The organism is Agromyces sp. Root81, assembly GCF_001429165.1.
GTDB lineage: Bacteria > Actinomycetota > Actinomycetes > Actinomycetales > Microbacteriaceae > Agromyces.
In genome coordinates this window covers 1031989-1052412 of sequence record NZ_LMIR01000002.1, presented here as the reverse complement: position 1 = coordinate 1052412, position 20424 = coordinate 1031989, and the positions used below count along the sequence as shown (strand labels likewise).

Annotated in this window: 18 protein-coding genes; 12 read left to right on the top strand and 6 right to left on the bottom strand. The window is 71.1% G+C overall.

Features of this window, described 5'->3' with window-relative positions:
- Window positions 1-18: 18 nt before the first annotated feature.
- Window positions 19-1080 (bottom strand): serine hydrolase, encoded by a 1062-nt coding sequence (locus tag ASE14_RS09930; protein ID WP_056654181.1) that lies wholly within the window; start codon window positions 1078-1080, stop codon window positions 19-21.
- A gap of 94 nt (window positions 1081-1174) precedes the next feature.
- Here ASE14_RS09930 and ASE14_RS09925 point away from each other — a divergent pair, with 94 nt between their 5' ends.
- From ASE14_RS09925 to ASE14_RS09905, 5 genes are read left to right on the top strand one after another with little or no spacing between them, the layout of a single operon-like run.
- Window positions 1175-2107: an N-acetylmuramic acid 6-phosphate etherase gene (locus ASE14_RS09925; protein ID WP_056656117.1), complete on the top strand. Its 933-nt coding sequence runs from the start codon at window positions 1175-1177 to the stop codon at window positions 2105-2107.
- Window positions 2108-2162: 55 nt separating this feature from the next.
- Window positions 2163-3452: an ABC transporter substrate-binding protein gene (locus ASE14_RS09920; protein ID WP_056654178.1), complete on the top strand. Its 1290-nt coding sequence runs from the start codon at window positions 2163-2165 to the stop codon at window positions 3450-3452.
- Between the two features lie 42 nt (window positions 3453-3494).
- The gene (locus ASE14_RS09915) at window positions 3495-4448 is read left to right on the top strand and encodes a carbohydrate ABC transporter permease (RefSeq protein WP_082600461.1); all 954 of its coding nucleotides are present in this window, start codon (window positions 3495-3497) and stop codon (window positions 4446-4448) included.
- On the top strand, window positions 4448-5368 hold the full coding sequence (locus ASE14_RS09910) for a carbohydrate ABC transporter permease (RefSeq protein ID WP_082600459.1): 921 nt from the start codon (window positions 4448-4450) through the stop codon (window positions 5366-5368). The genes ASE14_RS09915 and ASE14_RS09910 overlap by 1 nt, the downstream gene beginning before the upstream one ends.
- Window positions 5365-6345 (top strand): BadF/BadG/BcrA/BcrD ATPase family protein, encoded by a 981-nt coding sequence (locus tag ASE14_RS09905; protein WP_200953306.1) that lies wholly within the window; start codon window positions 5365-5367, stop codon window positions 6343-6345. The genes ASE14_RS09910 and ASE14_RS09905 overlap by 4 nt, the downstream gene beginning before the upstream one ends.
- Before the next feature lie 51 nt (window positions 6346-6396).
- On the opposite strand, the gene ASE14_RS09900 is transcribed toward ASE14_RS09905, so the two are convergent.
- Complete coding sequence (locus ASE14_RS09900) at window positions 6397-6831, bottom strand: DUF1801 domain-containing protein (RefSeq protein WP_056654168.1); 435 nt, start codon at window positions 6829-6831, stop codon at window positions 6397-6399.
- A gap of 9 nt (window positions 6832-6840) precedes the next feature.
- The gene (locus tag ASE14_RS09895) at window positions 6841-8943 is read right to left on the bottom strand and encodes an APC family permease (protein ID WP_235511162.1); all 2103 of its coding nucleotides are present in this window, start codon (window positions 8941-8943) and stop codon (window positions 6841-6843) included.
- Between the two features lie 91 nt (window positions 8944-9034).
- Between ASE14_RS09895 and ASE14_RS09890 the strand changes: the two genes are divergently transcribed.
- From ASE14_RS09890 to ASE14_RS09875, 4 genes are all read left to right on the top strand, one after another.
- Window positions 9035-9643 (top strand): hypothetical protein, encoded by a 609-nt coding sequence (locus ASE14_RS09890; protein WP_056654166.1) that lies wholly within the window; start codon window positions 9035-9037, stop codon window positions 9641-9643.
- 102 nt (window positions 9644-9745) lie between these two features.
- The gene (locus ASE14_RS09885) at window positions 9746-10429 is read left to right on the top strand and encodes a copper resistance CopC family protein (RefSeq protein ID WP_056654163.1); all 684 of its coding nucleotides are present in this window, start codon (window positions 9746-9748) and stop codon (window positions 10427-10429) included.
- An 18-nt stretch (window positions 10430-10447) separates the two neighbouring features.
- Window positions 10448-10972, top strand: a complete 525-nt coding sequence (locus ASE14_RS09880; RefSeq protein WP_056654160.1) for a copper chaperone PCu(A)C — start codon at window positions 10448-10450, stop codon at window positions 10970-10972.
- Complete coding sequence (locus ASE14_RS09875) at window positions 10972-12219, top strand: Dyp-type peroxidase (protein ID WP_056654156.1); 1248 nt, start codon at window positions 10972-10974, stop codon at window positions 12217-12219. Before ASE14_RS09880 ends, ASE14_RS09875 begins: the two co-directional genes overlap by 1 nt.
- A 114-nt stretch (window positions 12220-12333) precedes the next feature.
- Here ASE14_RS09875 and ASE14_RS09870 read toward each other — a convergent pair whose 3' ends face one another.
- Together ASE14_RS09870 and ASE14_RS09865 are read right to left on the bottom strand one after the other, a co-directional pair.
- Complete coding sequence (locus tag ASE14_RS09870; RefSeq protein ID WP_056654152.1) at window positions 12334-12987, bottom strand: PadR family transcriptional regulator; 654 nt, start codon at window positions 12985-12987, stop codon at window positions 12334-12336.
- Window positions 12984-13874, bottom strand: a complete 891-nt coding sequence (locus ASE14_RS09865) for a DUF4097 family beta strand repeat-containing protein (RefSeq protein WP_056656107.1) — start codon at window positions 13872-13874, stop codon at window positions 12984-12986. The genes ASE14_RS09870 and ASE14_RS09865 overlap by 4 nt, the downstream gene beginning before the upstream one ends.
- A gap of 383 nt (window positions 13875-14257) precedes the next feature.
- On the opposite strand from ASE14_RS09865, the gene ASE14_RS09860 reads away from it, so the two are divergent.
- Window positions 14258-15016, top strand: a complete 759-nt coding sequence (locus ASE14_RS09860; protein ID WP_056654149.1) for a MerR family transcriptional regulator — start codon at window positions 14258-14260, stop codon at window positions 15014-15016.
- Window positions 15017-15161: 145 nt separating this feature from the next.
- On the opposite strand, the gene ASE14_RS09855 is transcribed toward ASE14_RS09860, so the two are convergent.
- On the bottom strand, window positions 15162-16007 hold the full coding sequence (locus ASE14_RS09855; protein ID WP_200953305.1) for a hypothetical protein: 846 nt from the start codon (window positions 16005-16007) through the stop codon (window positions 15162-15164).
- A gap of 62 nt (window positions 16008-16069) precedes the next feature.
- Here ASE14_RS09855 and ASE14_RS09850 point away from each other — a divergent pair, with 62 nt between their 5' ends.
- Both ASE14_RS09850 and ASE14_RS09845 read left to right on the top strand, forming a co-directional pair.
- Window positions 16070-17512: a PLP-dependent aminotransferase family protein gene (locus ASE14_RS09850; protein WP_056654146.1), complete on the top strand. Its 1443-nt coding sequence runs from the start codon at window positions 16070-16072 to the stop codon at window positions 17510-17512.
- Between the two features lie 122 nt (window positions 17513-17634).
- The gene (locus ASE14_RS09845) at window positions 17635-20406 is read left to right on the top strand and encodes an esterase-like activity of phytase family protein (protein ID WP_082600457.1); all 2772 of its coding nucleotides are present in this window, start codon (window positions 17635-17637) and stop codon (window positions 20404-20406) included.
- Window positions 20407-20424 lie beyond the last annotated feature (18 nt).

Here is a 20424-nt window from a genome sequence, read left to right as displayed (position 1 = left end):
GTCTCGGAACATGTCGCCTCACCGTCTCGATGCCGCGTCGATCACGCGAGCCCGCACCTCGCGCACCTCGTTCGACGATCGTGCGGGATGCACGCGATTCGCGAGCAGCACGACCGAGCGACGACCGCCCGGTTCCGCGGCGAACGCGGTGCCGGTGAAACCCGTGTGCCCGGCGACGCGTGGGCCGAGCCCGCGCATCCAGTCCTCGTCGAGTCGCGGCCCGAGCGCCTGTCCGTAGCCGGGATCGTCAGGGAGCGGCAGGGGGGTCACGAGCGCGGTGGCGACCGCGGCCGGAAGCACCCCGGCGCCGTCGATCCCACCACCGGTGCGCAGCGCCTCGGCGAAGCGCAGCAGATCCCGCCCGGTCGCGAAGAGGCCGGCGTTGCCGCTCACTCCGCCGAGCGCCGCGGCGGTCTCGTCGTGCACCTCGCCGTGCACGAGGCCTCGACCCGGCTGGAACTCGGTCGCGGCGATGGAGGCGCGCAGTTCCGGGGCTGGGCGGAATCCCGTCGAGTGCATGCCGAGCGGCTCGAGCACCCATCGGTGCACCACCTCGTCGAGCGGCGCGCCCGCGAGCGACTCGGTGGCGAGCCCCGCCCAGATGTAGCCGACGCACGAGTAGCGATGCGAGGTCCCGGCGGTCGTGTCGGGCCGGGCGCCCTCGCGGAAGCGGAGGGCAGCCGGGTCCGGGTCCCGGTCGAACCACTCGGCCGGGAGACCGGCCGTGTGCCCCAGCAGTTGCGCCATCGTCGTGGTCCGCCAGCGACGGTCGCCGAACTCGGGCAGCAGCTCCGCCGCGGGCAGTGACGCATCGAGACCCTGTGCGTGGAGCTCGCCGAGGAGTGCTGCGGCGACGATCGGCTTGGTGATCGAAGCGAGGTCGAAGCGCGTCGCCGCCGTGACCGGCGCGGCATCGACGGTCGCGGGAATTCCCGGAGCATCCCAGCGACGGGTCGTGCCGACGTGATGCTCGAGCACGACCTCGCCGTCGACGGCGACGATCACCGTGGCGGCCGAACCGAGCGCACCGCCGATCGCCCGGTCGACGATCTCTTCGATGGAATCACTCTCGGACTGCATATGAAAAAAATAGCCTCGATACTTCACATGCGCGACATTTTTGTACATACTGGGTCCGACCCAGCCCACTGACGTGAAGGATCATCTCTCGCTGATGAGCACCCAAGACCTCCTGCTCGATCGCCAGGACGGCGCGCGGCCCCTCCCGCCCACCGAGCTCCGGCTCGACGCCTCGGCCGAACTCGACTCGAAGTCGAGCCTCGAGGTGCTGCAACTGCTGAACGTGGAGGACCGGGTCGCAGTGGAGGCCGTCGCTGCGGTCCTGCCGCAGCTCGCCGAACTCGTCGATCTCGCCGCCGAGCGCTTCCGCCGCGGCGGGGCGGTGCACTACTTCGGTGCGGGCACGTCGGGTCGTCTCGGCGTGCTCGACGCCGCAGAGCTGCTGCCCACCTTCAATCTCGAGGCGGGTCGCGTCGTCGCCCACATCGCCGGCGGGGCCGCAGCACTGGTGAACGCCGTCGAGGACGCCGAGGACTCCGAGGCCGAGGGGCGCGCTGCCGCCGTCGGCCTGGGACCGGATGACGTCGCGATCGGCCTCGCCGCGAGCGGCAATACCCCCTACGTCGGCGGCGCTCTCGCTGCGGCGCGCGCGGCGGGCGCCTTCACCGCCCTCGTCTCGAGCAACCCGAACGCTGCGCTCGCGCCACTGGCCGACATCGATCTCGTGCTCGCGACCGGCGCAGAGGTGCTCACCGGCTCGACCCGGCTCAAGGCCGCCACCGCAGAGAAGCTCGTGCTCAACGGCTTCTCGACCGCTCTCATGGTGGCCGTCGGCCGAACCTGGTCGAACCTGATGGTGTCGGTCGTCGCGACGAACGACAAGCTGCGGCTGCGCACCGTGCGCATCCTGCAGGAGGCGACGGGCCTCGAGGCCGGGGCCGCCGTCGCACTGCTCGCATCCGCCGACGGCGAGCTGAAGACCTCGATCGTCGCCGCGATCGCCGCGATCGACGTCGCCGACGCCCGGTCGCTCCTCTCCCGTCATCACGGCTCGGTGCGCGGCGCGCTCGCCGAGGCATCCGCCTAGCCCACCTGCTTGCACCCATCCCCGTTCTGCATCACACACAATGAAGGAGAGAAACATGATGAGGCGACGTATCCTCACCGCCGCAGCGCTGCTGACCGGCTCGGCCCTGTTGCTCAGCGCCTGCGCGCCGAGCGCTTCCAGCGGCGACGAGCAGGCGAGCGGTGATGCGGTCACGTTGAAGGTCTGGTCGTGGCGCACCGAAGACGTCGAGGCCTACAACAAGATCTTCGACGTCTTCGAGAAGGAGCACCCGAACATCACCGTCGAGTTCGAGGCGTTCCAGAACACCGAGTACAACCAGATCCTCACCACCGGCCTCGCGGGCAGCGACGGCCCCGACGTGCCCATGGTGCGCGCCTACGGCCAGCTTCAGCCGAACATCGAGGCCGGACAGCTCGAGCCGATCGACGGCAAGGTCGACGGGCTCGACGGCATCGCGCCCAGCGTCATCGCCGGCGCGAAGGGGAAGGCCGACGGCAAGACCTACGCCGTGCCGCTGGCCACCCAGACCCTGCAGATGTTCTACAACAAGCAGATCTTCGAAGAGCAGGGCCTCGAAGTCCCGACCACGTGGGACGAGTTCATCGACGTCCAGGAGAAGCTGCTCGCCGCCGGCATCACGCCGATGGCGCTCGGTGCCAAGGACGACTGGATCCTGCCGATCTTCGCCGACATCGTGGGCAGCGCCCGCTACGGCGGTTCGGAGTTCGAGGAGCAGGTGCTCTCCGGCGAGACCGACTTCAACGACCCGGACTACGTCGCGTCGCTCGGCATCATCACCGAGATGGAGAAGTACCTCACCCCCGACGTCGTCGGCGTGAGCTACACCGACAGCCAGATCCAGTTCTCCTCGGGCCAGGCGGCGCAGTTCCCGGGCGGTTCGTTCGAGATCGCGACCTTCCGCAACCAGGCGCCCGACCTCGAGTTCGGCTCCTACCAGGTGCCCGTGCCCGACGACGCCGTGCTCGACGCACCGGTCTCACCGGCCTACGCCGACGGCAACTTCGCCATCAACTCGAAGTCGACCCACCAGGACGAGGCCGTCGAGCTGCTCAACTGGCTCGCCACCCCCGAGTTCGGCCAGCTCGTCGCCGACGAGCTGAACCAGTTCTCGGCGATCCCCGGGGTCGAGTACGAGGACGCCGCCATGCAGGAGGCGTGGTCGAACTACGAGGACGGCCAGGCTCCGTACCTGCTGCTCGTCGACTTCCGCTACGGCGAGCCGCTCGGCACCGCCGTGCTCGGCCAGCAGGTGCAGAAGATGTTCCTGGGCGAGACCGATGCCGCGGGCGCCGCGGCTGCGCTGCAGACCGGCATCTCGCAGTGGTTCGTCCCCGGCGAGTAGTCCGCACCCCCATCCCCACCCCGTAGCAAGGAAACGAAGACCATGTCCGCCATCACAGCACTCAAAGCGCCCCGCCGGCGCGGGAACACGGGCATCGCCCTGTCCCGACGGGCGGGCATGGTCTTCGTCCTCCCCGCGCTGATCCTCTTCGCCGTCTTCATCGCCTACCCGCTGTTCACCGCACTCAGCTACTCGTTCTTCGGCTGGACCGGCATCCTGCGCGGCGACTTCGTCGGCATCGAGAACTACGTCACCCTGTTCACGAAGCTGCCCTACAGCGAGGACATCCCCAACGCGTTCGTGCACAACATCCTGCTGTTCTTCGGCGCGATGGTGTTCCAGAACACCGTCGGTCTCGGGCTCGCGACCCTGCTGCACCGCCTCACCCGCTTCAAGCGCTTCTTCCAGACGATGTACACGCTGCCCTACCTCGTCTCGCCGCTCGTCATCGGCTACCTGTGGTCCCTGATGCTCTCACCGCTGTTCGGTCCGGTGAACGCCGTCCTCCGCGGCATCGGGCTGGGCGAGCTCGCCCAGCCCTGGCTCGGCAACCCGCAGACGGCCATCTGGGTCGTCGTGCTCGTCACGGCCTGGCAGTGGATCGGCTTCCCGGTGCTGCTCTACGGCGCTGCCCTCGGCGGCATCCCCGAGGAGATCGACGAGGCCGCTTCGCTCGACGGAGCGAGCGCGTGGCAGCGCTTCCGGTCGATCACCCTGCCGATGCTCGTGCCGGCGATCGGCACGGTGAGCGTGCTCACGTTCATCGGTGCGATGGAGGCGTTCCCGATCCCGTACGCGCTGGGCGGCTCCCAGGGCAATCCGGCCGGTGCCACCGACGTGCTGAGCCTCCTCTTCTACCGCACGGCCTTCGAGTCGGGCTCCTCGAACGCGATCGGCACGAGCTCGGCGATCGCCACCCTGCTGTTCCTCTTCATCTTCGGCATCTCGATGCTGATCACCATGCTCCTGCGCCGGGCCGAACGGAAGCTCTTCTGATGACCGCGACGATCACCCCCAGCACCGCCGACGCGCCATCCGACGGCCGCGACGGCCGCAGGTCCAGCCGCCCGAACGGCGGAGCGCGGCGCCGCCGCCCGAAGGTGACCGCCGGCGGCATGGCCTCGAGCGTCTTCCTCTGGCTGTACGCCGCGATCTCGATCGCACCGCTGCTGCTCATGGTCTCGAACTCGCTGCGCACCACGCAGGACATGGCGACGCAACCCCTCGGACTGCCGCTGCCGCCGGACTTCACGAGCTACCAGAAGGCCTGGATCACGGCCTCGTTCGACACCTACTTCTTCAACTCGATCTTCGTCACCGTCGCCTCGGTGCTGCTGTCGACCGTGGTGTCGCTGCTCGCCGCCTATGCCTTCGCCCGGACGAAGTCGAAGCTGTTCACGGCGCTCGAAGGGCTCTTCCTCTCGGGGCTCATGCTTCCCGTCTACCTCGCCATCCTGCCGCTGTTCTTCCTGCTCGACGCGGCCGGCATGATCTCGAATCTCTGGGGACTGATCCTCGTCTACGGTGCACTCGGCATCCCGTTCTCGACCTTCGTGCTCTCGAGCTTCTTCCGCCAACTGCCCATCGAACTCGACGAGGCGGCCAGGCTCGACGGCGCCGGCCCGTTCCAGACCTTCTGGCGGGTGCACCTGCCGCTCGTGAAGCCGGCGATCGCGACGGTCGTGGTCTTCCGCTTCGTGCCGGTGTGGAACGACTTCTTCTACCCGCTCATCCTCATCCGCGACCAGGACTCCTATACGCTGCCGGTCGGGATCACGCGCTTCTTCGGCGAGTACCAGACCGACTGGGCGACGCTCTTCGCCGGACTCACCCTCGCGACGATTCCGCTCGTCGTGCTCTTCCTGCTCGCGACGAAGCAGATCGTCTCGGGTCTCACCGCCGGCATGAGCAAGTGAGCCTGCTGCTCGGCATCGACATCGGCGGTTCGGGCAGCCGAGTCGCGATCCGCGCCGGGGACGGTCCGCGGCGTGAGCTCGCCGGCGAGCGCATCGGGGTGACCGCCGCCGGGAGTTCGGTGCCCCAGACGGCGATCGCGCTGCTGCGCCGGGCGCGCGACCTCTGGCCCGAGGAGTTCGCCGGGGTCGACGCTGTGGCGCTCGGCGCAACGGGGCTCGCCACGCTCGTCGCCCGGCCCGAGGCGCTCCTCCAGGCGATCAGGGCCGAACTCGCGGTCGACCAGGGGCCCGCCGACCGGCGTCGACCCACGGCGGTCGCGATCGACGCCGTCACAGCCCACCTCGGTGCGCTCGGCGGCGGCTCGGGCGCGATCGTCGCGCTCGGCACCGGCGCGGTCGCGTTCGGCACCGACGGGCACGAGATCTGGCGCCGCGTCGACGGCTGGGGTCATCTGCTCGGCGACCGCGGCAGCGGCGCGTGGATCGGCAACCGCGGGCTCGAGGCCGCGATCCGTGCGCATGACGGCGTGGATGCCTCGGGCTCGGCGCTGCTCGCCGCCGCCCGTGCTCGCTTCGGTGATCCGCTCGGCTGGCCGGCGCAGTTGTACACGCGCGATGATCGCGCGGGAGTGCTCGCCGGGTTCGCCCCCGACGTGTTCGCACTCGCGGCAGTCGGCGACGCGGCTGCGACGACGATCGTCGCGGCGGCCGGCGCGGAGGCGGCTCGAAGCGGCCTCGCCGCCCTCGCACCCGGCCTCGAGCCGAGGCTCGCCATGACCGGCGGCGTCATCAGCGCCGGCGGCGTGCTCGTGAGCACCTTCGCCGAGACCGTCGCCGAACTCCGTCCCGACGTCGAGACGGTGGCGCCGCTCGGCGATCCGCTCGACGGCGCCCTGCGCCTCGCCGGCCGCGCCGCAGCGGGAGACGTCGCCTCGCGTGAGCCCTACGTCTGGGCGGACGGCGGGGCGCGCCGCTGACCGGGCCTCAGGCTGCGCACCCGCGCAGAGGCCGGCGCCCGAGCATGCTGCTCAGGAGCCGCCCTCGCGGGCGTCGGGCTGCTCGGGCCCCTCGGTGACCGACGCGTACGACTCGCGCACGAGCTCGGCGAGCACGTCGAGGTCGACGTCGGCGAGGTTCTTCAGGTAGAGGCAGGTCAGCCCCGTGGAGTGCGGGCCGAGCCGGTCGAGCAGTGCCGGGTCCTCAGTGAGGCCCGGGACGAGGTACACCGTCGTGGCCGCCTTGCGGGGCGAGAAGGCCGCAGCGGGGGCGTCGCCCTCACGACCGCTCTCGTACGTGTAGTGGTACTCGCCGAATCCGATGATCGACCGGCCCCACATGCGGGGCTGTTCGCCCGTCACCCTGGTGAACAGCTCGAGCAGCGTCTCGGCGTCTCGGCGACGCACCGGGTGCGCGACCTGGTCGATGAACTCGTGCACCGAGGCATCCGTGAACTCAGTGGCCATGTCGGCAGCCTAGCGCCGGGGCTTCTCGTTCGACTCGGCGAGCGGCCGCCGCGGCACGGGGCGCACTGGCTCGCCTCGACGGTCCTGGCCGGGCAGCGGGCGCGAGCGCCGGCCGTAGATCAGGTCGGAGGAGTCGAGCAGCCACGGCACGAGCGCGACCGTGACGCCGTGCACGAGCAGCAGCTTCTGGCGGATGCGCCGGGCCTTGTGGTTGTGCAGGAAGGTCTCCCACCAGTGGCCCACGATGTACTGCGGCATGTACACGGTGACGACCTCGGCGCCGTGCTCCTCGCGGCGCGACTTGATGTACGTGATGAGCGGGTGGCTGAGGTCGCGGTACGGCGAGCTCAGGATGCGCAGCTTCACGTGGATGTTCTGCTTGACCCAGTCCTTCTTCAGCTGCTTCGTCTGCTCCTCGTCGAGGGAGACGTGAACGGCTTCGAGCGAGTCGTGGCGGGCCGCGATCGCGTAGTCGAGCGCCTTGAGCGTCGGCTTCTGCATGCGGCCGACGAGCACGATCGCGTGGTCGCCGGTGGCGCCGAAGGTCGTGGTCGGGTCGACCTCGATCTCCTTCTCCACGTCGCGGTAGTAGCGGTTCACGCCCATCATCAGGAAGAACAGGATCGGCATCAGCAGGAACACGATCCACGCGCCGTGCGTGAACTTCGTGATCGTGACCACGATGAGCACGACCGCCGTCATCGCGGCGCCGATCGCGTTGATCACGAGGGCTCGCAGGATCGCACCACGGGTGAGCGGTGCGGTCTCGTCGGCGCCCTTCGGCGCGCGCTTCGGTGCCTTCTTCGCCGGATGCCGCAGCCGCGAGAGCTCTCGCAGCCAATGCCGCACCATGCCCGTCTGACCGAGCGTGAAGGAGACGAAGACGCCGATGATGTAGAGCTGGATCAGCACGGTCAGGTTCGCCTGGAAGATCAGCAGGATGAGGGATGCCGCGAGCGCGAGGATCACCACGCCGTTCGAGTAGATCAGGCGGTCGCCGCGGGTCGACAGCGACTTCGGCGCGTAGCCGTCGCGGGCGAGCACCGAGCCGAGCAACGGGAAGCCGTTGAACGCGGTGTTCGCCGCGAGCAGCAGCACCAGCGCCGTCGCCGCCTGGATCACGTAGAAGAACACCGTGGCATCGCCGAACGTGGCCGCAGCGACCTGCGCGATGAGGCTGCGCTGCGGTTCGGTCGCGCACTCCGTCCAGCCGATCAGGCTGCATGGATCCTCGGCGTAGTGCACCTGCGAGATGAGCGCGAGCGCCGTGAGGCCGGCGAACAGCACGATCGCGATGCCGCCCATGAGCACGAGCGTCATCTGCGCGTTCTTCACCTTGGGGAGGCGGAAGGCCGGCACGCCGTTCGAGATCGCCTCGACGCCCGTGAGGGCGGAGCATCCGCTCGCGAAAGAGCGCAGCAGCAGCAGGATGATGCCCGCCTGGGTCAGCGACTCGGCCTCGACGCCGAACGTCGCCGACTCCGCGACCGGCGGGTCGCCGAGGAGCGTGCGGGTGAGCCCCACGACGACCATCACGAAGACGCTGCCGATGAAGAGGTAGGTCGGCACGGCGAAGGCCTTGGACGACTCGGAGACGCCGCGCAGGTTGACGGCCGCGAGGATGATGACGAAGACGATCGCGAGCTCGACCCGGAACGGGTTGAGCTCGGGGATCGCCGAGATGATGTTGTCGACGCCCGACGCGACCGACACCACGACCGTCATGACGTAGTCGACGAGCAGGGCCGACGCGACCACGAGGCCCGACTTCTCGCCGAGGTTGCGGTGGGCGACCTCGTAGTCGCCGCCGCCGGAGGGGTAGGCGCGGATCAGCTGCCGGTAGCTCGCGACCACGGTCACGAGCAGCACGATCACCGCGAGCGCCACCCACGGCGCGAAGCTCAGGAAGGCGAGACCGCCGACCATGAGGATCATCAGCAGCTCCTGCGGCGCATACGCCACGGACGAGAGCGGGTCGCTCGCGAAGATCGGGAGCGCGAAGCGCTTCGGGAGGAGCTGGCCCTCGAGATGCTCGGTGGGGAGCGGGTCGCCGATGATCCAGTGTTTCGGCGACTTCAGCTCGGCCGGTGGTGTGTGTGCCTCATTCGTCACGGCGGTCGAGACTACACCCGCGGAGGCCGGTGTCAAGAGCGCATTGTAGAGTTATGGCGATTCTTCGATCGATCGATCTTCCGGGGGCATTGTGAACCGTGCGGCGCAGCTCGCGCGTGGCTCGGCCACCGCAGTCGTCGCCCTCTTCCTCGCGGCCTTCTCGCACGGCGTCGCAGGAGGCGAGGCGCCGGGCGGGGTTGGACTCGTGCTCGCGGGCATCGTCGCGCTCGGGGCATCCGTCGCCTTCGTCGGTCGCCGCGCGACGCCGCTGCGCACGACGCTCGCGGTGATCGTCAGCCAGGGCACGTTCCACCTGCTGTTCGGCGTCGGTGCCGGTGCCTCGACCGGCTCGTTCGTCGCCAGCGGCGACGGGCACCACCAGACGGTGGCGTTCGTCGACGGCGCGGCCGCCGCCACGGCGGGGCACGTGCACGCCGACACCGCCATGCTCCTCGGCCATGCCCTCGCCGCGGTCGCGACCATCGTGTACCTGCTCGCCGTCGAGCAGGCCGCGTGGCGCGCCGTCGCCGCAGCCGCCCGCCGCTTCGTGCTCCGGCTCACCTCGCCGGTGCCGCCGCTCGCCCTTCCCCTCGCCGCCGTTCGCCGGCCCGCCTCGACGCGCGTGCCGCAGCTGCGTTCACGACTCCGCTTCACCGCACTGGGCTCGCGCGGCCCGCCGCTCCTCCTCGCCTCCGCGTAATCCCGCCGACCGGCGGAACCAGAGCTTTCCGGATGCCCCTGCGGCCGCGCCCATCGAGTGCGCCGCCGGATCCCGGACCCGAGGAGAGAGACTCCCATCGCAATGAACACCCACACGACCGCCGCCGCCATCGGCGCGGGCGACCGCACCACGCGACTCCGCACCATGGTGCTCGCCGCCACGGCGCTCACCTTCGCCGCCGGCATCACCCTGGCCGGCGCCTCGCCCGCCTTCGCGCACGACGAGCTCGTGGGCTCGAGCCCCGAGCCCGGCCAGGTCTTCGACACCGCCCCGACCGAGGTCGCGCTCGACTTCTCGAACGACATCATCGAGGTCGGCACGGCGATCATGGTCGTCGACCACCACGGCGGCGATGTCGCCGTTGGCGACCCCGTGATCGCGGGCGCGCACGTGACCGCGTCGCTGCCCGCCGACCTCGAAGGCGACTACCAGGTGCGCTGGCGAGCCGTGTCGAGCGACGGACACCCCATCGAGGGCACCATCGACTTCGGCGTCGGTGGCGACGCCACCGGCGTCTGGGCCGAGGAGCCCGCCCACGACGACGCGGCGAGCGACGAGGACGCCGCCGAGGGCGACCACGCCGAAGGCCACGAGGAGGCGGTCGACGCCGCGCAGAGCGGCCCCGACGGTTGGGCGATCGCCGGTTTCGTCGTCGGCGGGCTCGGGATCCTCGCGCTCATCGTCGCCGTGATCCTGAACGCGAAGCGCAAGAGCGCGGGCCCCGGTGCGGGTTCGGGCAACGGCACGTCCGGCGACGACGCCTGAGCCCGGGGAGTAGAACACATGCGATCCACTGCGATGACCCCTGCCCTCGGTGCCGCGCTCGCGGCCGTGCTCGCCCTTGCCGGGTGCGCCGCCGGCCAGCCCGCCGAGACCCCCGCCGCGTCGGTTCAGGCCGAGGCCGCGGCATCCGTGACCGTCACCGACGCCTGGGTGAAGGCCGGTGACGGCGGCATGACCGCGCTCTTCGGCATGCTCGACAACGGGGGCGCGACCTCGATCACGCTCTCGGGCGCCGAGACCGACGCCGCCGAGATGGCCGAGCTGCACGAGACGGTCGAATCCGACGGCGCCATGACCATGCGCGAGAAGGAGGGCGGCTTCGAGATCGCCGCCGGCGGCCACCTCATGCTCGAGCCCGGCGCGAACCACGTCATGCTCATGGGCCTGACCGGTCCGCTGCAGGCCGGTGACGAGGTCACCGTCACGCTCTCGTTCTCCGACGGCTCCTCGCTCGACGTGGTCGCGCCCGTGAAGGACTACCAGGGCGCGAACGAACAGTACGACGAAGGTCACGAGGCGCACTGATGACCGGCGAACCCGGCGGTTCCGGGTTCTCGCGGCGGCATCTCCTGTTCGGAGGTGCCGCCGCGGCCGGAGCCGGTGCTGCGGCGGCGCTCGGCGCGTCGGCCGCGATTCGGGCGGGCGTCGATGCGGCGGGTGCCTCGGGTGCCGGTGGTGCCGGTGGCACTGCCTCGCCGACCGCCGTCGGCGAGGCGATCCTGCCATTCCACGGCGTGCACCAGGCGGGCGTCGAGACCCCGCCGCAGGCGCACGCGCTCTTCATCGCGCTCGACCTGCTGCCCGAGGTGGATGCCCCGGCGCTCCGCAGGATGCTGCGGGTGCTGAGCGACGACGCCGCTCGTGTGACGCAGGGGCGGCCGCCCCTCGCCGACACGGAGCCCGAGCTCGCCGAGGTGCCTGCACGGCTCACCGTCACCTTCGGCTTCGGCCCGGGCCTCGTCGCCCGGGCCGGCGCAGAGGCACCGAGCTGGCTGCGCCCGCTGCCGCCGTTCGGCATCGACCGACTCGATCCGCGGTGGAACGACGGCGACCTGCTCCTGCAGATCGGCGCCGACGATGCGGTCACGGTCTCGCATGCCGCGCGCATGCTGCTGAAGGATGCGCGCAGCTTCGCGACGATCCGCTGGACCCAGCGCGGCTTCCGCCGCGCGGCGGGCTCGGAGCCCGAGGGCCGCACGATGCGGAACCTGTTCGGCCAGCTCGACGGCACCGTCAACCCGAAGCCGGGCACGCCGGACTTCGACGAGCTCGTCTGGTCGGGCGGCGAGCCGGCGTGGATGGCCGGCGGCACCTCGATGGTGCTGCGGCGCATCGCGATGGACCTCGACGGGTGGGACCGGGTCGATCGGCCGGGGCGCGAGGCATCCGTCGGGCGGAAGCTCGCCTCGGGCGCCCCGCTCACGGGGGAGCGCGAGCACGACGAACCCGACTTCGAGGCGCTGGGGCCGGTGGGCTTCCCGGTGATCCCCGATTTCTCGCACCTGCGGCGGTCGCGCAGCGAGGAGCCGGGGGAGCGCATCTACCGGCGCGGGTACAACTACGACGAGGCGCCCGCCAGCGCATCGGTCTCGGATGCCGGGCTGCTGTTCGCGTCGTTCCAGGCCGACGTCGACCGGCAGTTCGTGCCGATCCAGCGGCGGCTCGACGAGCTCGACCTGCTCAACGAGTGGACGACGCCCGTCGGATCGGCGGTCTTCGCGATTCCGCCGGGCTGCGCCGAGGGCGGGTACATCGGCGACACGCTCGTCTGACGGGGCACTTCCACGCCCGCTGGAGGTGCGAGGAGGCATGCAGGAGGGCGGCGCCCCGGGGGAGGCGCCGCCCGGTTCAGGGGAGGGTCAGCGAGTGCGCGTCAGGCTGACGGCTCAGTGCTCGGCGAGCGTGGCCAGCACGTCGGCCCGCACCTGGGCGAGGCGCGCACGAAGCAGGGTGACGGACTCGGGCGTGACGCGGCCGCGGTTCGCGTGCGTGCGCAGGTCGGTGCGCAGCTGCTGCCGGAACTCGCTCAGCACGAGGTCGGCCTCGTGCACCGTTCGGCTCGTCTCGGCACGGGCGTCGCCGCTCCATCCGGTCGACGATGTCCCGCCGGTCGCACCCGCTGCCGACGCCGATGTCGTGGTCGACGCCCGCTTGGCTTCCCGAGCGGCACTCGCGAGCTCGGCACGGAGCGAGCGCATCGCGTCGTTGACCTCGGCCCGCACGCCGTCGGCGAGACGGCGCACCGAGTCGGTGACCTCGTTCTCGATCGCGTCGAGCTCGGGCCGGCGCGCCTCGAGTTCGGCGCGGCCGGCATCCGTGATCTCGTAGACGGTCTTGCGGCCGTCGGTGGTCTTCGAGACGAGCCCCTCCTCCTCGAGCTTCGAGAGCCGCGGGTAGATCGTGCCGGCGCTCGGGCTGTAGGTGCCGCCGAAGCGATCGGACAGCGCCTGGATCAGCTCGTAGCCGTGCCGCGGCTGCTCGTCGAGCAGGGCGAGCAGGTAGAGGCGCAGGCTGCCGTGGGCGAAGACTGGCGGGGTCATGCGGATGCCTCGTCGTCGCTCGACCCCGAACCGCTCGCCGCGTCGCCGTGGCTCGCGCCCGAGGCATCCGCTGCCGTGCTGCTCAGTTCGCGGCGCATGACCGAGATCGAGCCGGAGACGCTGTTCGCGCCGAGGTCGAGCCACTGCCCCGAGAGCTCGCCCGTCACGCGCTCGAAGCCCTTGCCGAGCATGCCCTTGATGGTCGTGTCGTCGATCAGCACCGTGCCGGCGACGGTGTTGACGCGGTAGCGGGCGCCGGACCCGGCGGCGAATCGCACCGTGAGGTTGCCCGAGACGGTGTTGGTGTCGACCCGGTCGGGCGTGCCGTAGGAGTCGAGGATCATGTTGCCCGAGACGGTGTCGGCGTTGAACGAGCGCACGTCGCCGGTGGCGACGACGTCACCCGACACCGAGTGCGCGGTGATGCGGCCCGTGTGGTTGCCGGCGGAGACCTCGCCCGAGACGGTCGAGAGCTCGACGTCGCCCTCGTGGTTGTCGAGCACGACGTCGCCCGACACGGTGCTGAGCTTCGCGTCGGTCGTGAATCCCGAGACGAGCGCGTCGCCCGAGACGATGCCGAGCTTCATGACGACGTGCCGCGGGGCGAGGATCGAGACCTCGGCCTTCGCCTGCCCCATGAAGCCCTTGAAGACGTCGACGAAGTTGTCCCAGCGCAGCTGCGGGTGGTCGATCTCGAGGGAGTCGCCGTCGATCTCGATCTTCAGGTCTTTGCCGGTGACGTTCGAGACCTCGATGCGAGCGCCCGGCTCGTCGTGGGCGATCACGTCGACCTTGCCGCCGATGAGGCTCACCTTGATCTTGCGGACCAGTTCGAGATCGATGACCCGGGTCTCGCCCGGGTTGACGACCCACTTCTCGATGGACATGCCGTGCTCCTTCTGTCGCGGTTGCGTCGTGTGTGCGAGGTTCGGATGCCGCGGCATCCGCTGCCCTCGAAGGCTGTGACGCGATATATCGCGTGTCTGATAGGAACACGATATATCGCGTTTGTACCCGACGCAAGTCGAACATTCCAGCGGATATACGATCGGGCGCGCCGAGGGCGGCTCGAGCGGCCCGGGGTGGCGGATCGTATATCCGCTGGAATGACGGGGGCGAGGCGGTGGGGGCAGGGTCGAGCCGGTGCGGCGAGGTGAGGAAAGGACGCGGGGCAAGCGGATGATGCGGCGCTTGACATTGACGCTGCGTCAACCTCTACCGTGGCATCAGTGGGGCAGGACGCCCCGACGATCAACGAGAGGAGCACGCCGTGGACTGGTCGATCCAGGAGATCGCGAAGCTCGCCGGCACGACGAGCCGCACGCTGCGTCACTACGACGACATCGGGCTGCTCGCGCCGACGCGCATCGGCTCGAACGGGTACCGCCACTACGACGACGCCGCGCTCGTGCGCCTGCAGCGCATCCTGCTGCTGCGGGAGCTCGGACTCGGCCTCCCGTTGATCGGCGAGGTGCTCGACCGCGAGGCGAGCGCGCCCCACGCCCTGCGCAGTCACCTCGAGTGGCTGCGCGGCGAGCAGGAGCGGCTGGCGCGGCAGATCGCGTCGGTCGAGCACACCATCGGAGCACTGGAAGGAGGTGAACGACTCATGGCGGAGAACATGTTCGACGGCTTCGACCACACCCGGTACAAGGAGGAGGTCGAGGAACGTTGGGGCAAGGACGCGTACGCGAAGAGCGACGCGTGGTGGCGCTCGATGAGCGCCGAGGAGAAGGCGGCATGGCAGCAGCGGATGTCGCAGCTGGGCCGCGACTGGATCTCGGCGTTCGAGCGGGGCATCGACCCCGCGGGCGACGAGGCCCAGGCGCTCGCGCAGCGGCAGTTCGACTGGCTGCGCGGCATTCCGGGTACGCCCGGCGGCGGCGGCGCAGGCCCGAGCAAGGAGTACTTCCTCGGCCTCGCCGAGATGTACGTGGCCGATGAGCGCTTCGGCGCGAACTACGGCGGCCAGGCGGGTGCCGAGTTCGTGCGCGACGCGATGACGGCGTACGCCGAGCGCGAGCTCTAGCGCGCGCTCTCAGCGCGTCGGAGGCAACGGGGTCGGTCGGAGGCAGCGAGTTCGTTGCCTCCGGCGCGCTTCGTTGCCTCCGATGGGGAGTGCAGTCGCCCCCGAGGTGTCCCGGCCGCGGGGGCGACTGCCGTCTCGGGCGCGGTCAGGCCGCGGGGCCGACGGATGGCGCGGGGCCGACGGATGGCGCGGGGCCGACGGATGCGGCGGGGCCGACGGATGGCGCGGGGCCGACGGATGGCGCGGGGCCGACGGATGCCGCGGGGCCGACGGATGGCGCGGGGCCGACGGATGGCGCGGGCGCGGGGGCATCCGCTCGCTCGGCGCCCACCACGGCCGGTGCCGTCGCCGCGGTCTCCGCCGGTGCCACCGGTCGCTTGATCGCGAACATGGGGATCGTGACGCCGCACAGCGGGCCGATGAGCAGGGCGAACGCGACGGTGCCGATGCCGACGTTGCCGCCGAGCAGCCAGCCGGCGGCGAGCACCACGAGCTCGATGCCCGTGCGCACGATCCAGATCTTCCAGCCGGTGACCCGGTGGAGGCCGGTCATGAGGCCGTCGCGCGGGCCAGGGCCGAAGTGCGCCCCGATGTAGAGGCCCGTGGCGATCGCCAGCACGACGATGCCGGCGGGAAGCAGCAGTACGCGCACCCAGAGGTCGAGGCCCGGCGGGATGAGCCAGAGGCCGACATCGGCAGACGGCCCCACGAGCAGTGCGTTCATGACGGTGCCGAAGCCGAGTCGCTGCCGGAGCGGGATCCAGAGCAGCAGCACGAATCCGCTGATGATGACGGTGATGAGCCCGAACTGCAGGCCCGTCTGTTTCGCGATGCCCTGGGTCAGCACGTCCCATGGTGCGACGCCGAGCTCGCCGCGCACGATGAGCGCGATGCCGATGCCGTAGAGGAAGAGGCCGACGAAGAGCTGCACGAGGCGGCGCACGAACACAGGCGTCGAATCGGCGGTGGCGAAGCGGGTGGAGCGGGGCATTCTGCAATCCAATTGCATGATTGGCCTGTTCGCAAAGAGCCAATTCGTCTAAAGTGGCTCGCATGGCGGAGTCCACACTGAGTGCACGCGCACTCGAGAACCTGCTCGGCGACTGGCGCGGGGGCGCCGGCAGTGCCTACCACGCGCTCGCCGAGCGCATCCGGTTGCTTGTGCTCGACGGGCGCATCCCGGTCGACACCCGGCTTCCGGCCGAGCGTGATCTCGCCGAGCGGCTCGGCCTGAGTCGCACCACGGTGACCGCGGCCTACGGGCACCTGCGCGAGCAGGGGCTCGTGTTGAGCGTGCGCGGCTCGGGCAGCGTGGCGAGGCTGCCGGGCACGCCGACCATGCTGCCCGCTCCGCCCGCCGCCGACTACATCGACTTCTCGAAGGCGGCGCCGCCCGCCCTGCCCTGGCTGCCCGACCTCGCCCGACAGGCCGTCGACGACCTGCCGGAGCACCTCGGCGATGCGGGGTTCGACCCGATCGGCACCCCCGCGCTTCGCGCGGCGATCGCCGACCGCTACACGAAGCGCGGGCTCCCGACCACGCCGGAGCAGATCATGGTCACGATCGGCGCGCAGCACGCGATCGCCCTGCTCTCGCGGGCGCTCATCGGCCGCGGCGATCGGGCGATCATCGAAGCGCCGACCTACCCGCATGCCTACGAGGCGCTCCGGGCCGCCGGCGCCCGCCTCGTGCCGGTCGGTGTCGCGCCGCGAGACGACGCCGACCCGACCGGCCGGGTCGAGGCGGAGGCGCTCACGAGGGCGATCGCGCACGCGAACCCCGTGGCGGCCTACCTGATGCCCGACTTCCAGAATCCGACCGGGCGTTCGATGAGCGCAGAGACCCGGGCGCGAGTGCTCGACGCCGCCGCCCGGCAGGGCACCGTCATCATCGCCGACGAGACCACGGGCGAACTCGACATCGATCGCCCCGAGTCGTTGCTGCCGATGGCCGCCTACGGGCCGGCGATCATGGTCGGCTCGGTCGGCAAGACCGTCTGGGGCGGCGTGCGGGTCGGCTGGATCCGCGCCGACCGCCCGCTCATCCGGCGCCTGCTCGCCGTGCGCTCGCCCGGCGATCTCGGTACCCCGATCATCGAGCAGCTGCTCGTCACGCGCGCCCTGCCCCACATGGACGACATCCTCGACCTGCGCCGCGAGCAGCTCCGCGCCGGGCGCGACCGGCTCGAAGGGCTGCTCGGCCAGGCCCTGCCCGACTGGCACGTGCCGCACGTCGACGGCGGCATCGTGACCTGGGTCGGCCTCGGCGCCCCGGTGAGCTCGCAGCTCGCCCTCGCCGCTCGCTCGCAGCGGCTCATCATCGCGGCGGGGCCGAGATTCGGCATCGACGGCGCGTTCGAGCGATTCCTGCGGCTGCCCATCTGCTATCCGCCCGAGACGATGGATGCCGCGGTGCAGGCGCTCGCCCGCGCCTGGCACTCGCTCTCGGGCGCCGCCCCGGTGCCCGACCAGAGCCTGCTCGCCGCCGTCGTGTAGCGGCGCTCGCTCGTTTGTTCACCCGGTCGACACCGCCCGTCCACGTCGCCCCCACCGGCCGGTCGCCGGGTTCCGCCAGCCTGACGGCGTTCCCTGCCTCGATTCGCTGGAGTGTGCCCGACATGTCCGTCCGCCCCTTGTCCGTCGCTGCCCTCGCCGTGGCATCCGTCATCGCCGGCGGCGCGCTCGCCGGGTCGGCGGTCGCCCTCCCGGCAACGGCCGCGCCCGGCGCATCCGCCTTCCACCGCACGGCGACGTACCCCGTGTTCCAGAACCTGCCGGAGGGCGTCGACCCCGCGTCCGAGACGGTCGCCGAGATCTCGGCGATCACCCCCGACGGCTCGACCGTCGTCTACACCGACGCACTCGGCAAGCGCATCGGATTCCTCGACGTGACCGATCCGTCGAATCCGGTCGGCGACGGCACGATCGAACTCGCCTCGCTCGGTCACGCCGACGACCAGCCCACCTCGGTCGCCGCCTACGGCGACTTCATCCTCGTGGTCGTCGACGAGACCGGCGGAGCGTTCACCGCCCCGGCCGGCCGCCTCGACGTGATCCGCGCCGCCGACCGCACGGTCGTGCGCAGCATCGACCTCGAGGGCCAGCCCGACTCGATCGCGATCTCGAAGGACGGCGCCTATGCGGCGATCGCGATCGAGAACCAGCGCGATGAGGACGCGACGCCTCCCGGCGGCAAGAAGGGCGACCTGCCGCAGCTGCCCGGCGGCTTCGTGCAGGTGCTCGGGCTCGGCGCAGACCCTGCCGCGTGGTCGATCGACGCGGTGCCCTTCCTCGAGGAGGACGGCTCGCCGATCGACGTGATCGCCGCAGCCGGCCTCGACGCCCCGACCGACCCCGAGCCCGAGTACGTCACCATCAACGCGCAGAACCAGCTCGCGGTGACGCTGCAGGAGAACAACGGCATCGTGATCGTCGACCTGCCGACGCACGAAGTCGTGCGCGCCTTCTCGGCCGGATCGGTGGCCGTCAGCGGCATCGACACGAAGAAAGACAAGCGCATCGACCTGTCGGGCTCCATCGGGCAGACCCCGCGCGAGCCCGACTCGATCGCGTGGATCGGCGACGACCGGCTTGCGACGGCCAACGAGGGCGACTGGAAGGGCGGAACCCGCGGCTGGACCGTCTTCGACGCGGAGACGGGCGACGTCGTGTGGGACGCCGGCAACTCGTTCGAGCACCTCGCCGTGCAGCACGGCCTGTACAACGACGACCGCGCCGCGAAGAAGGGCAGCGAGCCCGAGGGCCTCGCCGTCGCCGAGTACGACGGGGTGCCGTACGTGTTCGTCGCGAGCGAGCGCTCCAACTTCGTCGCGGTGTACGACGTCAGCGACCCGGCGGCACCGGCCTTCAGCCAGCTGCTGTTCGCGACGAACGGCCCCGAGGGCATCCTCCCGGTGCCCGGCAGCGACCTGCTCGTGGTCTCGAGCGAGACCGACGACGCGTCGGCCGGCGTGCGCGCGGCCGTGAACCTCTACGCCTTCGACGGCGAGCAGCCGGCGCAGCCGAGCATCGTCTCGGATGTCGTCGACGGCGCGCCGATCGGATGGGCGGCGCTCGGCGCGCTGAGCGGCCACCCGAGCGACGCCGGCATCGTCTACGCCGCGAGCGACGCGGCCGTCTCGCCGAGCACGGTGTACACGGTCGACGTGACGCAGACCCCGGCCCGCATCACCGCGGCCCGTGCGGTGACCGATGCCGGAGCCCCCGTGGCGCTCGACATCGAGGGCCTGCAGGCGCGCGCCGACGGCGGCTTCTGGCTCGCGATCGAGGGCGCGACGGGCGCCGAGAACCGCATCGTGCGCACGGATGCCGCCGGCGCCGTCGTCGAGACGGTGGCGCTGCCGGCCGATGTCACGGCCCACATCGCCAAGTGGGGCCTCGAGGGCGTGACCACGACCGGGTCCGGGGCCGACGAGCAGCTCTGGGTGGCGCTGCAGCGTCCGCTGTGGGCCGACCCGGCGGTCACCGGCGCCGACGCCGCGACGGTCGACGGTGCGAACGTCGCCCGCATCGGCCGCTACGACGTGGCGAGCGGCGCATGGTCGTGGTTCGGCTACCCGCTCGAGTCCACGGCCGTCGGAGGCGACTGGATGGGCCTCTCCGAGATCACGGCGATCGACGACGACACCCTCGCCGTGATCGAGCGCGACAAGCTCAACGGCCCCGCCGCAGCGGTGAAGCGCGTGACCCGCGTCGAGATCCCCGCGACGACGCCCGAGGCGGGCACGCTGCCCGTGCTCGAGAAGACCACGGCGATCGACGTGCTGCCGGCACTCCGCCGGGCCGCCGGATGGACGCAGGAGAAGCTCGAGGGCTTCGCGGTCGCGGCCGACGGCGCGCTGTACGGCGTCACCGACAACGACGGGCTGAAGGATGCCACGGGCGAGACGGTGTTCCTGGAGCTCGGCGCTGCCGGCGAGGTGTTCCCCGGCGGCACGGAGCCCGGAGGACCGGGCGAGCCGGGCGGACCCGCGAGCCCGAGCCTCGTGCTCGGCGCCGGATCGGTGGCCGCAGGCGGCTCGCTCGAGGTGCGCGGCACCGGATTCGCAGCAGGCTCGACGGTGCGGCTCGAGCTGCACTCCGAGCCCGCGGTGCTCGGGCAGGCGACGGTTTCGACCGACGGAGCACTCGCGTTCACTGCGCGCATTCCGGCCGCCACCGCGCCCGGTGCGCACACCGTCGTCGCCGTGCTCGCGGACGGCACGACCGTGTCCGCCGCGATCACCGTGACCGGTGCGACGAACGGCTCGACGAGTACAGCCGACCTCGCCAGCACGGGCGTCGAACCGGTCGTGGCGCTCCTCGCGGCGATCCTCGTCCTGCTCGCAGGTGCCGTGTCCGTGCTGATCGCGCGGCGCCGCACGGCGTAGCGGAGTACGGGGCGGCCG